Source organism: Aquabacterium sp. (genome assembly GCF_036279655.1).
Lineage (GTDB): Bacteria > Pseudomonadota > Gammaproteobacteria > Burkholderiales > Burkholderiaceae_C > Aquabacterium.
Window position 1 is genome coordinate 46406 of the sequence record NZ_DASUIT010000021.1, and the last position, 13080, is coordinate 59485.

At 67.2% G+C, this 13080-nt stretch carries 9 protein-coding genes; 6 read left to right on the top strand and 3 right to left on the bottom strand.

The window, feature by feature from the left end; translation table 11 throughout:
- Positions 1-22: 22 nt before the first annotated feature.
- From VFW84_RS02535 to VFW84_RS02545, 3 genes are all read left to right on the top strand, one after another.
- Complete coding sequence (locus VFW84_RS02535) at positions 23-433, top strand: DUF2946 family protein (protein ID WP_329678858.1); 411 nt, start codon at positions 23-25, stop codon at positions 431-433.
- Between the two features lie 66 nt (positions 434-499).
- On the top strand, positions 500-2833 hold the full coding sequence (locus VFW84_RS02540) for a TonB-dependent receptor (RefSeq protein WP_329678859.1): 2334 nt from the start codon (positions 500-502) through the stop codon (positions 2831-2833).
- 18 nt (positions 2834-2851) lie between these two features.
- A complete protein-coding gene (locus VFW84_RS02545) occupies positions 2852-4249 on the top strand; it encodes a PepSY domain-containing protein (RefSeq protein ID WP_329678860.1) in 1398 nt (465 codons plus the stop codon).
- Here VFW84_RS02545 and VFW84_RS02550 read toward each other — a convergent pair.
- Together VFW84_RS02550 and uvrC are read right to left on the bottom strand one after the other, a co-directional pair.
- Positions 4224-4742 carry a hypothetical protein gene (locus VFW84_RS02550; protein ID WP_329678861.1) on the bottom strand — a complete coding sequence of 173 codons (519 nt, stop codon included), beginning with the start codon at positions 4740-4742 and terminating at the stop codon, positions 4224-4226. The genes VFW84_RS02545 and VFW84_RS02550 overlap by 26 nt on opposite strands.
- A gap of 1 nt (position 4743) precedes the next feature.
- Positions 4744-6702 (bottom strand): excinuclease ABC subunit UvrC, encoded by a 1959-nt coding sequence (gene uvrC, locus VFW84_RS02555; RefSeq protein ID WP_329678862.1) that lies wholly within the window; start codon positions 6700-6702, stop codon positions 4744-4746.
- Between the two features lie 23 nt (positions 6703-6725).
- Between uvrC and earP the strand changes: the two genes are divergently transcribed.
- From earP to VFW84_RS02570, 3 genes are all read left to right on the top strand, one after another.
- Positions 6726-7868, top strand: coding sequence for an elongation factor P maturation arginine rhamnosyltransferase EarP (earP, locus tag VFW84_RS02560; protein WP_329678863.1), 1143 nt, complete (start codon positions 6726-6728; stop codon positions 7866-7868).
- A 72-nt stretch (positions 7869-7940) separates the two neighbouring features.
- Positions 7941-8495: an elongation factor P gene (gene efp / locus VFW84_RS02565; protein WP_329678864.1), complete on the top strand. Its 555-nt coding sequence runs from the start codon at positions 7941-7943 to the stop codon at positions 8493-8495.
- 962 nt (positions 8496-9457) lie between these two features.
- Positions 9458-10492 (top strand): GGDEF domain-containing response regulator, encoded by a 1035-nt coding sequence (locus VFW84_RS02570; protein WP_329678865.1) that lies wholly within the window; start codon positions 9458-9460, stop codon positions 10490-10492.
- A gap of 2 nt (positions 10493-10494) precedes the next feature.
- Here the strand turns inward: VFW84_RS02570 and VFW84_RS02575 are convergent, their stop codons facing one another.
- Positions 10495-12990 (bottom strand): ATP-binding protein, encoded by a 2496-nt coding sequence (locus VFW84_RS02575; protein ID WP_329678866.1) that lies wholly within the window; start codon positions 12988-12990, stop codon positions 10495-10497.
- Positions 12991-13080: the final 90 nt, after the last annotated feature.

Sequence of the window (13080 nt, forward strand, 5' to 3'; positions counted from 1 at the left end):
TCGCAGCCCTTACCATGCGGCCATGCCTGCCCGCCTGCCTGCCCACCACCGCTCGATGACCACCTGGCTGGTCATCGGGGTGCTGGCCCTGGCCACGCTGCTGCCCTCGCTGGCCATGGCCTCGCGGGCCACCCAGGGGCGCTCACTGAGCCTGCAGGCACTGACCCAGGAGCTCTGCTCCACACGGCTTGCTCGTGCCGATCAGGCAGGCACCGACAGATCCGAGCCCTCATCCGATGTGGCCATGCTGGCCGACTGCGTGTGGTGCCAGCACCATGCCCACCCCCTGGCTTTGCCCTCGGCACCCGCCCAGCCTGGCGTGCTGCCGGCCGCCGACAGCCAGCCCCTGCTGAGCACGCGCGATGCGCTGCCCCCGCCCAGCCGGGCACCGCCTCACGACGCCCCCGCCCGGGCACCCCCCGCTCTCTCGTGAACTGACACACCGCGCACGCCGGTCCACCCGGCCTGCGTGACCGTTGCCTTCACCTGAGAGTTTTTCATGTTCCCTCACCCCTTTGTGCGGCGGCCCCTGGCCGCAGCCTCGCTGCTGGCGCTCGGCGCCCTGCCACTCGGCATGGTCCATGCCCAAGGCATTGCCACCGAATCGCAACTGGAGACCGTGGTCATCAAGAGCCACCGGCAGGCGCTCTCGCCCACCCTGCCCAGCAACACCGCCAGCAAGACGGCGGACGATCTCAAGAAGCAGAACCTCGTCAACCCCGAAGACGCCCTGGAGCAACTGCCCGGCTTGACCATCCGCAAGCGCTATTTTGGAGACCGCAACGCCAATGTCGGGGGCCGCAGCCACGGCACCTTGCAGCCCGGCCGCGCCCTGGTCTATGTGGACGGCTACCTGATCTCCAACTTCCTGGGCCGCTTCGATGCGCCCCGCTGGAACATGATCAACACCGAGGCGGTGGCCCGGGTCGACGCGCTCTACGGCCCCTTCTCTGCCATCTACCCCGGCAACGCCATCGGCACCACGGTGATCGTGACCGAGCGCAAGCCCAAGGGCTTCGAAGCGTCCGTGAGCTTCAAGGTTCACGATCAACCCTTTGCCGAATACGGCACCCGCGAGCACTACCGCGGCAGCATGGTCTCGACCCGGCTGGCCGATCGCAGCGCGTCCGGCCTGTGGTGGGTCCTGGGCTATCAACACCAGGACAGCGAGGGCCATCCCATGGGTTACGCCAATGCGGTCCAGGGCAGCACCAACCAGTTCCGCGCCCCTTCGGGCACCCTGGTCAGCGGCATTCGCTACGACACCGACCCGCTGGGCAAGCCACGCGCCATCTTTGGTGCCACCACCATCGACCACAGCGTTCAGGACACGCTCAACCTTCGCGTGGGCCTGGACATCTCACGCACGCAGGAGATCGAAGGCCGCCTGTCCCTGTGGCAGAACGACAGCACCGTGCGCGCCCAGAGCGATCTGCGCGATGCCTCGGGCCACACCGTCTGGAGCGGCGCCGTCCACGATGGTCAATACGGCTTCCAGATCGCCTCCAGTGCCTTTGCCCCCAGCCAGCGCAACGAAAGCCACCGTCAACTGGGCCTGACCTGGAAGACCCGTCACACCCGAGGCTGGAACGCCTCGGTGGTGGCCACACACTACAAGATCCTGGACGATGCCGATCGCAGCTCGAACTCGCCCCCCGGCAGCGATGCGGCCGATGCCGGCCGTGTCACCCGCCGCGACGGCACGGGCTGGAGCACCTTTGAGCTGCAAAGCACCTACACGCCCTCGCCGGATGACTGGGGTGATGGCCGCCATGCCCTGACGTTCGGGCTGCACCGCAACGCGTACACGCTCGACAACGTCGTCAAACGCACCACCAGCCAGTGGCAGGATGAAGAAACCACCGACGAGCAGTTCTACCAGGGCCAGACCGGCATCACCGCCGTGTACGCCCAGGATGCCTGGCGCCTGCATGAGGACTGGGTGTTGACCGGCGGCGTGCGCTGGGAGGCCTTCAGCGCCCACGATGGCCGCCAGTACGACGCCAGCGTGAGCACGCCCTCGGCCCGCACGGTCAGCTACGACAGCCGTCACCTCTACGCCACCAGCCCCAAGCTCTCGCTGAGCTGGACGGCCCGTGAAGACCTGATGCTCAAGGCCAGCGCCGGCCGGGGGGTGCGCTTTCCCAATGTGGACGAGCTGTTCAACAACACCAAAACCAGCACCGGCCTGACGCAGAGCGACCCCCATCTGAAACCCGAGGTTTCCAACGCCCTGGAGCTGTCGGGCGAGAAGTTCTGGCCCGGGCAATCCCTGCGGGTGGCCTACTTCCGGGATGACTCGCGCGACACCATCCTGCGCCAGAGCTACGACGCCGAGATCGATGGCGAGGTCAAGCGCGTCACCCGCGCCAGCAACGTCGATCGGGTGCTGACCGATGGCATCGAGCTGGTCTGGCAGGCCCAGGATCTCTTCACCCCGGGCCTGAGCCTGAGCGGCAGCGCCACCTGGGCGCACGCCAAGGTCAGGAAGAACAGCAAGGTGCCGGCCATGGAGGGCAAGACCTGGCTGCGCATTCCACGGCAGCGCTACCAATTGCAGGCCGACTACCGACTCAATGCCCAGTGGTCGGTCTCCGGGGCATGGCGCTGGCATGGCCGCAGCTACAACACCGACCTCAACAACGACATCCACCCCGATGTCTATGGCGGTGTCTCCCGCGTGAACAAGCTGGATGTGCGCGCCACCTGGCGCTTGGCCAAGCACTGGGAATGCGCCTTCGGCATCGACAACCTCACGGATGACCGGGCCTACCAGGCCCACAGCCTGCCGCAACGCAGCTTCCATGCGTCCTTGAGCTACGACCTGCGCTGAGGTCCACAGGAGATCCCCATGACCCCTTCATCTCCATCGTCCCGCGCCGCACGTGATCGCCTGTTCTGGCGTGCGCACTTCTGGGCCGGGCTCATCACCGCCCCCATCGTGGTCTTCGCCGCGCTGAGCGGGCTGCTGTATGTGTTTTCGCCGCAGATCGAGGTCTGGCGTCACGCCGATGTCGACCGTGTCAGCGTGCCCGCATCGGCCCAGGCGCTGCCGCTGGATAGGCAAGTGCAAGCGGCCCTGGCGGCCACGCAGCCAGAGCCCTCTGCACATGCCGGACACGGCGCCCATCATGGTGCCCATCACGGCGCTCCGCACCCGGGACCCCAGCCCCGCTTCGTGGTTCCGGCACTGCAGCCGGGAGACACCACGCAGGTGGCGTTCCGGACCACGGGGTCCGATCATGATCACGACCTGCCGCAAGGGCAGACGGTCTACGTCAACCCCTACACCGGCCAGGTCGTGGGCACGCTGGCCGACATGGCACGCTTCAAGACCTGGGCCAAGAAGCTGCATTCCACCGCACTGCAGGGCGATGGCTGGCGCTGGCTGCTGGAGCTGGCCACCAGCTGGATGCTGGTGATGATGATCACAGGCCTGACGATGTGGTGGCCCCGGTCTGTCCGCCAGGGTGGCCCCGGCTGGCGGGCGCTGTGGCCCCGCTGGGGGCAAGGGCGCCTGACCTGGCGTGATCTGCATGCCAGCGTGGCCATCGTGATGGGCCTGGTGCTCTGCGTCATCCTGATCACCGGGCTGACCTGGAGCAAATACACCGGCGTGCAGTTCAAGACCCTGCAGACCGCCCTGCATCAGGACACAGCCCGACCACCCAAGGGGCTGCGCTCTCAGGTGCCCGAGCCTGGCGAGCACGCGGCCCCCGCACTGAACTGGCAGCAGGCCTTCGAGCGCGCACGCGCACAGGCCCCCCAGGTGAGCATGATGATCACGCCGCCCCAAGGCCCCACCGGGGTGTGGAAGATCGACAACTTCGACCGCAGCCAACCCACGGCACGCTTCAGCCTGGTGCTGGACCAGTACAGCGGCACACCGCTCTTTTTCGCGGGCTGGGCGGACATGCCGGCCATGTCGCGCGCCACGGCCGTGGGCATCCCCTTCCACCGGGGCGAGTTCGGGCTATGGAACCAGCTCCTGCTGGTGCTGGTGGCCCTGAGCGCCCTGTTCTCGGTGGTCTCGGGCGTCGTGATGTGGTGGCAGCGCCGCCCTCAGGGTCGTGCCGGGGCGCCCCGCCTGTCCGGCGCACATGTCCGTGCACTGCCCTGGTGGCTGTGGCCGCTGCTGGCGGCCATGGCCTATGCCATGCCGGTCTTCGGCATCAGCGTGCTGGTCTGTCTGGCGCTGGAATCCCTGCGCCTGCTGCACCCGCTCACTGGTCCAGCGTCATCGGCTTGAACTTGCGCTGGTCATTGAACAGGAAGGTCTCATTGAACTTCCAGGGCTTGGGCAGGCGCGACACATCGCCGAACGGCGCGGCGCGGTACACCGCCTGTTTGGCGATCTCGACCGTGTCGCGGGCCTGACGCGGGTAGCGCATGACCTCGATGCGCCGCACGCTGCCATCGGCATGCAGCTCCACCGTCAGCACGGGAATCGCCAGCAGGATGGGCGGCGGCTTGCCGGTGTACGTGATGGACGCATTGGCCGCCACCAGCCGTCGGGCGGCCTGCTCTCGCAGCGCATCCAGGCTGCGCGGCGTGGCCGGTGCGCCCAGCCCGGCTGAACCACGCCCCGGCTCGGCGGGCTTGCCCTTGTCCACCTTGGCAGGGGCCTTGGACTCGGCCGGGCGGTCCACGCCCATGTGTTCGCAGCCGGCCATCAGCAAGCCTGCGGACACCGCACAGGCCCAACCCATCGGGCGCCACCACGGCGGGGCGCGTCGCTTCATGTCATCGCAAGGCACGGTAAATCTCCTGAGCCAGATCTTCTGAAATGCCATCCACCGAGGCCAGTTCGTCCACACTGGCATTGCTCACGCCCTTGACGCCGCCAAAGCGCTGCAGCAGCTTGGCGCGGCGTTTGGGGCCCACGCCGGGGATGTCTTCGAGCTTGCTGCCGCTGGTGCGCACACTGGCCCGCTTGGCCCGCATGCCGGTGATGGCAAAGCGATGGGCTTCGTCGCGGATCTGGGCCGCCAGCATCAGCGCGGCCGAACTGGGCGCCAGAGACAGCTTGGGCCGCCCATCGGCAAAGACCAGCTCTTCCAGGCCCACCTTGCGGCCCTCCCCCTTCTCCACCCCCACCAGCAGCCCCAGGTCCAGCCCCAGGGATTCGAACACCTCGCGCGCCATGGCCACCTGCCCCTTGCCACCGTCGATCAGCACCAGATCGGGCATGCGCTCGATCTTGCCGCTGCCATAGCGTCGCAGCAGCACCTGGCGCATGGCGGCGTAGTCGTCGCCCGGGGTGATGTCGCTGATGTTGTAGCGGCGGTACTGACCGGGCTGCATCTTGTGGCCTTCGTAGACCACGCAGGAGGCCTGGGTGGCCTCTCCCGCCGTGTGGCTGATGTCGAAGCATTCGATGCGCAAGGCGGCCAGCGGATCGCCCTCTCCCTGGCTGTCGATGGCCAGGTCCAGCGCGTCGACCAGGGCACGGGTGCGCGCCTGCTGCGAGCCTTCTTCGCTGAGCAGGCGGCCCAGGGCCAGCTCGGCACCCTTGATGGCCATGTCCAGCCAGATGCGGCGCTGCTCGTGCGGCTGGTAGACCACCGCGATCTTGCGGCCCTGGTGCTGGCCCAGGGCCTCGATCAGGTCAGGGTTGACCGGGTGGCTCAGCACCAGCAGGGACGGCGCCCCGCCATCGATGTAGTGCTGCGCCAGAAAGGCCTCCAGCACCCGCACCTCGGTGGCCTGCGCCAGATCGGCGGGCGTGGCCGTGGCCTCGTTCAGTGATGCGGCCTCGTCGGGCGCCAGCACATGGTCCTGCACATGCACCGGGAAGTGGGCACGGTCACCCAGATGACGCCCCCCACGCACCATGGCCAGGTTCACACAGGCGCGCCCGCCCTGCACCCGAACCGCCAGGATGTCGGCATCCTTCTCGTGCCCCGTTTCCATGGACTGCTGATGCAGCACGTTCGACAAGGAACTGATCTGGTTGCGGATCTCGGCGGCCTTTTCGTATTCCAGGCGCTCGGCGTGTTCCATCATGCGCTGCTGCATGCTGTCCATCACCGCCTGCTGCTCACCCAGCAGGAAGCGCTCGGCCTCGTTCACGTCGCGGCGGTAGTCCTCTTCGCTGATGAAGCCCACGCAGGGGCCGCTGCAGCGCTTGATCTGGTAGAGCAGGCAGGGCCGGGTGCGGTGGTTGTAGACCGCGTCCTCGCAGGTGCGCAGCAAGAACACCTTCTGCATCAGTTGGATGGTCTCCTTGACCGCCCAACCATTGGGATAGGGCCCGAAATAGCGATGCTTGCGGTCCACCGCGCCACGGTAGTAGGCCAGGCGCGGAAAGGCGTGCGATGCGATCTTGAGATAGGGGTAGCTCTTGTCGTCGCGAAACAGGATGTTGTAGCGCGGGTTGAGCGTCTTGATCAGGTTGTTTTCCAGCAGCAGGGCCTCGGCCTCGCTGCGCACCACCGTGGTCTCCAGGCGCTCGATGCGCGAGACCATGTAGCCGATGCGCGTGCCGCCGTGGTTCTTGTGGAAGTAGCTCGACACCCGCTTGCGCAGGTCGCGTGCCTTGCCCACATAGAGCACCTCGCCCTTAGCGTCAAAGTAGCGGTAGACCCCCGGCAAGGCCGGCAAGGCGGCCACTTCGGACAGCAGGCGCGCCCAGGTGGCATCGCTCTGGGCGCTGGGGGTCTCGGGCGCGGGGGGAGTTTCGGGGTGGGAGGCCTCGGTCATGGCCGCGAGGATAATCCACCGCCATGCATTGGGACGTCTTCTGTACAGTCATTGACAATTTTGGCGACATCGGTGTGTGCTGGCGCCTGGTACGCGACCTGGCCGCGCGCGGCCACACCTGCCGCCTGTGGCTGGACGACACCTCTGCCCTGCGCTGGATGGCGCCCGAGGTCGGCCCGGACGGCCTCGGCCACCCGGGCATTGAGGTGCGCCCCTGGCCGGTCGACGGCGTCCCCCTGCCTGTCGACATCGTCCCGGGTGAGGTCGTGATCGAAGCCTTCGGCTGCCGCCCGCCCGAGGCCTTCGTGGCCCGCATGCAGCGCCCCACCCCACCCGAGTGGATCAATCTGGAGTACTTCAGCGCCGAAGCCTATGTCGAGCGCAGCCACGGTCTGAACTCGCCCCAGTTCAGCGGCGCGGGGGCGGGCCTGAACAAACGGTTCTTCTTCCCCGGGGTCACCGAAGGCACAGGGGGTCTGCTGCGCGAGCCCGGGCTGATCGAGCGCCGCGACGCCCTGCAAGACAGCGAAGCCGCCCGCGCCGCAGCCCTGGATCGCCTGGGCGTGGCCTGGCAGCCGGGTGAGCGGGTGGTCAGCCTGTTCTGCTATGACTACGCCCCGGTGCACGCCTGGCTGGCGCACCTGGAGCGGGCCGCCCGCCAGGCGCCCGGCGCGCCGCCCTGCCATGTGCTGCTCACCCCGGGGCCGGCCACCGACCTGGCCAGTCACTGGGCCCCGACTGAAGGCAGCCCGCTGCGCCTGCACCGCCTGAGCCCCCTGCCCCAGCCGGACTTCGACAGCCTGCTGTGGATGAGCGACCTCAATGTGGTGCGTGGCGAGGATTCGGCCGTGCGCGCCCTGTGGGCCGGCCGCCCCCACCTCTGGCAGATCTACCGCCAGGACGACGGCGTGCACGCCGACAAGCTCGACGCCTTCATGGACCACTGGATGGCCGACTGGCCAGCCGAGTTGCGCGCCCCCGTGGCCCAACTCTGGCGGGCGTTCAACGCCCTGGCGCCAGCTGAGCAACTGGGCAGCCTGGCCGATCTGTGGGCCCCTGAAGCCTGGGAACGGTGGCAAAGCGCGAGCCGTCAAACGAGCCAGGTTTGGTCCAGCTCAAATGACCTGGTGAGCCGCCTGATTTCTTTTGTCACGCGCTCGGGTTAAAATAGAAGGCTGCACGCAAATTTGCGCGCCCCCATTTTTAGCCAATTTGATGATTCCAACGGGAACCTACCCATGAAACTCGCTCAAGAAATCCGCGCTGGCAACGTGATCATGCAGGGCAAGGACCCGATGGTCGTGCTCAAGACTGAATACAGCCGTGGTGGCCGTGGCGCTGCCACCGTGCGCATCAAGATGAAGAACCTGCTCAACGGCGCTGGCGCTGAAACAGTGTTCAAGGCCGACGACAAGATGGACCAGATCATCCTCGACAAGAAGGAGTGCACCTACTCCTACTTCGCCGACCCGATGTACGCCTTCATGGACGCCGAGTACAACCAGTTCGAGATCGAAGCCGAGAACATGGGCGACGCGATCAACTACCTGCAAGACGGCATGGAAGCTGAAGTCGTGTTCTACGACGGCAAGGCCATCTCGGTTGAACTGCCCACCACCGTGGTGCGTGAAATCGAAACCGAACCCGCCGTCAAGGGCGACACCTCCGGCAAGGTCATGAAGCCCGCCCGCATCGTCGGCACCGGTTTCGAAATCGCCGTGCCCCTGTTCGTGGATTCCGGCGACAAGATCGAAATCGACACCCGCACGCACGAATACAAAAAGCGCGTCTGATCCGTCAGGCACGATTCGACTAGAAGAAGAGCACCCTCGGGTGCTCTTTTTTTTGGGGCTCATCACGGATTTCCGGGGGTGATGCCACCTGATGCACGCTTTGTCGATGCAGCGCGGGGCGCGGGCTGAGCCGACTTCCGGGCGGGCTTCAATGTGGGTGGTCCCGTCTGCGACGGGACGCCCCTCCGGTGCTCGCCATGGGCTTGTGCCGTGGAACTCGCTGCGCGGCTGACGCCGCTGCACTCAAACAACCACGGCAAGTCAGATGATGAAGCGTGCTGCGCACGCCAAGCCCATGGCTGCGCTCCTCGGCACCCACAAGGCGCCCTCCCGAAAGCCGGCTCAGCCCTTCTTCGCCCCGCTGGTGGCATGCCAAGACCGTCACGGGCACGGCTAGCGCGCTTTGAAAGTAAGCCAGTGCGGCGTATGAATGAGATGAGAGCGATCACACGAAGGCCTCTGTGTCGCTCGACCATGGGGGCAAAAGCGCAGCGACGATGGCACGCCAGGACGCCTACGCAGGCCACCAGCGGGGCGATCAAAGGGGTGAAGGGGCACGCGGCCGGGCGCCTTGTGGGTGCCGAGGAGCGCAGCCGTGGGCTTGGCGCGCGCCAGCGCGCTTCGTGAACATGCTTGCCGTGGTTGTTTGAGTGCAGCGGCTGAAAGCCGCGGAGCGAGTTCCACGGCACAAGCCCATGGGGAGCACCGCAGGGAAGTCCTGCCGTAGGCAGGACCACCCACATTGAAGCCCGGCCGCGTGCCCATTCACCCCGCGCCCCGCGCTGTACCGCGAAAACGCAAGATCACGGCGCCTGGAAAGCGAGGCACGGAATACACAGGCGCATCAAAACGCACCTCGTTAAACCGAACAAACCAGACAAGCCCGCTCTTTTCCATCCTTCACGCACCGCCCAAGTGCCCACACTGGCCATTCAAGTCCACGTTCAGACAAAGGCCAAGCCATGCAAACAGAACGCCTGCGGATCCTCCTGGTCGAGGATCAACCGGTGCTCCGCGCGCACCTTCACGTGCAACTCAGTGGACAAGGGCACGAGGTGATCGAAGCGGACAGCGCATTGACCGCGCTGCAATACTTTCACGAGCAGCGACCCGATCTGGTCCTGCTCGATGTCATCCTGCCCGACCGGGATGGCTACTGGCTGGCCCGACAGATACGACAGCAAGAGGGCAGCAAGTGGACGCCCATCATCTTCCTGTCGGCCATGAACCACGACGGTGACCTGCAGCAAGGCATCGACGCCGGTGGCGACGACTACCTCACCAAACCCGTCTCACCCGTGGTGCTGCGCTCCAAGCTGATGGCCATGCAACGCCTGCTGGTCATGCGCAACGAGCTGCACCGCGCCACGGAAGACCTGCGCACGGCCAACTACCGGCTCACCCACCTGTGCAGCCATGACGAGCTGACCGGCCTGGGCAACCGCCGCGGCCTCAATGAGCGCCTGCACCAGTACATCGGGCAAGCCCGGCGCGAACAACGACCGCTGTCGCTCATCATGTGCGATGTCGACCACTTCAAGCGCTACAACGACATCCTGGGCCACCTGGAGGGTGATCGCTGCCTGCAGCATGTCGCAGGGCAGATTTCCACCGCCTGCCGGCGCCCGCTGGACTACTGCGCCCGCTACGGCGGCGAAGAGTTCGCCCTGCTGCTGCCCAACACCCCACCCGATGGGGCCACCGCCTTCGTGCTGGCCCTGATCCACCAGATGCGCGCCAACGCCGTCGAGCACCCCGACTCACAGCTCAGTCGCTTCGTGACCCTGTCAGGCGGCGTGACCACCTGCGTGCCCGACCACAGCACCACCCCTGAAAGCCTGCTGCGCCTGGCCGATGCATCGCTCTACGCCGCCAAGCAGCGCGGTCGCGACCGCTTCGTGGACCTGACGACCTGCATGGACACCTCGCTGCAGGTCGACACCCCGCCGGCCCTTCCGGCGGCATCCAGCAGCACCCCCTCGGCCCGCGTGGCCTGACCTCAGGTCGGCGCCAGGATCAAGGCGCTGGCCGAGGCCTCGTCCAGCGATTCGCCCAAGGTCAGCAGGCCCCGCAATTGGGCCTCGGGCAAGCGCGGCGACAGCGCGGCCACCAGGCGCTCACGCGTGCGCACCATGTCCGGGAACACCGTGCCGATGCGCCGCCAGGCCATGTCGGCATATCCCAGCAGACGCGCCGCATCCTCGGGCCGGCCGTCCATCAGAGCCCACTGCGGGTAGACATAGCTGTTGTAGCCAAAGGCCGTCCAGCCCGTGCGCCGCGTCAAGGCCAGGAACTCCGCCAGGGACTGGCGTGCCTCGACCGCATCGCCCTTGACCAGGCAGGACCAGATGTACTCGCCCAGCATGTAGCCCAGCGACCAACCCCGCCAAGGCCCCAGCTCGGCAATGGACGCCCGGCTCACCAGCAGCGCCTCGTCGGTGCGCCCCAGACAGCGCAAGGCCGTGCACAAATACCACTGCAGGATATTGACGCGCAAACGGCTGCCCGCCTCGCGTGAGACGGCCAGCCCCTCTCGCGCGGCAGCGTGCATGGCCTCTTCATCGCCCTGCACATAGCTGCACAGCACCTGGGCCAGCAGGTGATCGGCACGCACCCGCGCCGGCCAACCCGGGCGATGCAGGGCGGCCATCTCCGCCAGCGTCTCGCGCATCTGCTCGGGCCCCAGGCGCAGGCTGGCGGCCATCGCATACAGCGCCTCGTGCAGGCCAATGTCATCGCCCCCCTTGGCTCGAAACAACTCGGCCGCGCGCTGCCCGTAGTCCAACGCCAAGCCCTGGTTCACCCCCCAGTGCCCGTGCGAGCGGCGCACCCAGTAACGCGCACGCAGGGCCGGATCGGGCTCGCGCTCCACCAGGGGCAAGACCGCATCACTGCGCCGCCGCGTCTCATGCCCCAGCGGCAGCTGAAACAGCAGGCGCGCCAGCGAGGCCATCAAACCCACGGCCATCGGATCGCCCTGCTCCACCGCCCAATCCAGGGCGGCACGGGCGTTGTCCAGCTCCGGGGTGAACTCCGCCAGCCAGGGGGTGTCCTGGGTGAACCACAGGGCATGGTCCGCGCGCTCGAACACCGCCGTCAGCGCCAAGGCATGGCGGCGCTTGACGGTGGCCAGCTCGTCCCGCTCGGACAGCCGCTGCCAGGCATAGGCCCGCGCGCTCTCCAGCAGTCGGTAACGGGGCGGATCCCCCGCATCCACGGCCACCAGCGAGCGCTCGACCAGCGTCGCCAGGATGTCCACCACGGCGCCCTCGTCCAGGGCGTCGCCACCCTCATCACTTTCGGCCGCCACCGCACAGGCCAGCTCGAGCGTGAAGCCGCCCACAAACACCGACAGGCGCCGGAACACGGCCTGCTCGGCCGGCTCCAGCAAGCCGTGGCTCCAATCGAGCGCGGCTTCCAGAGTCTGCTGCCGCGAGGGTGCGCCCCGGTGCCCGCCCCGCAGCACCTTCAGCCGCTCTCCCAACCGGTCGTGCAAGCCGCGCAGGCCCAGAAAAGCCACACGGGCCGCTGCCAGCTTGATGGCCAGAGCCACCCCGTCCAGTTGGCGACACAGACTGATCACCGTGGCCACGTTGTCCGGTGTCAGTTCGAACCGGTGGTCGGCTGCATGGGCCTGATCGACGAACAGCGCCACGGCCCCGTGCTGCATGGCCTCGTCCACCGAGGCCTCCGCCACCGGCACCGACAAGGGCCCCAGGCGCAACAAGCGCTCCTGCGGGTGCTTGAGCGCCACCTGACTGGTCACCAGCAGGCGCACCCCCGGCGCTCCCAGCCACAACGCATCCACCAGGGTGGCCACGGCCTCCAGCAGGTGCTCGGCGTTGTCCAGCACCAGCAACAACTGCTGCGATTGCAAGGCCGCCACCAGGCCCTGCACCGGGTCGGCATGGGTGCCCGAGGGCAACTTCAAGGCCTGCGCCACCGCCCCGGGCAGCAAGCAGGGATCGGACATGGGGGCCAGTTCCACCAGCACGGTCGGCGCATCCTGCCCGGGTACACGGGCCCGCAAGGCCTGCAGCACCAACGATGTCTTGCCGATACCGCCCGCGCCCACCACCGTCACCAGGCGATGGATGGCCAGCATCTGCGCCAGCGACGCCAGATCGGCCTCCCGGCCAAACAAAGGGTTCGACCAGGTGGCCACGGGCGGCTCAGCCACCCGCAAAGGGACCACCGCCTCGGAGGGCTGCAGCGTGAATCGGTAGCCACGCCCCGGCACGGTGGCGATGGCACGCGGCCCCAGCCACTTGCGCAGCGTGGAGACCTGCACCGCCAGGTTGCCGTCCTCGACCACCAGGCCGGGCCAGACCAAGTCCAGCAACTCGTCGCGGGACACCACCCGGTCACGCCGCTCCAACAGCGCCAGCAGCAGATCAAAGGCGCGCGCCCCGATCGGCGCGGGCGTGCCGTTGACCAGCACACGCCGCTCGTCAGGCTGGATCTGAACGGCGTCAAAACGGTAAGGAACGGCCAAAGCGTGATGCCCCAAAAGCTTTAACAAATTTTAAGGACTTCTGAGGGGCATCAGCAGCACAGTCCCATCCATCACTTACCCTGATGAAGC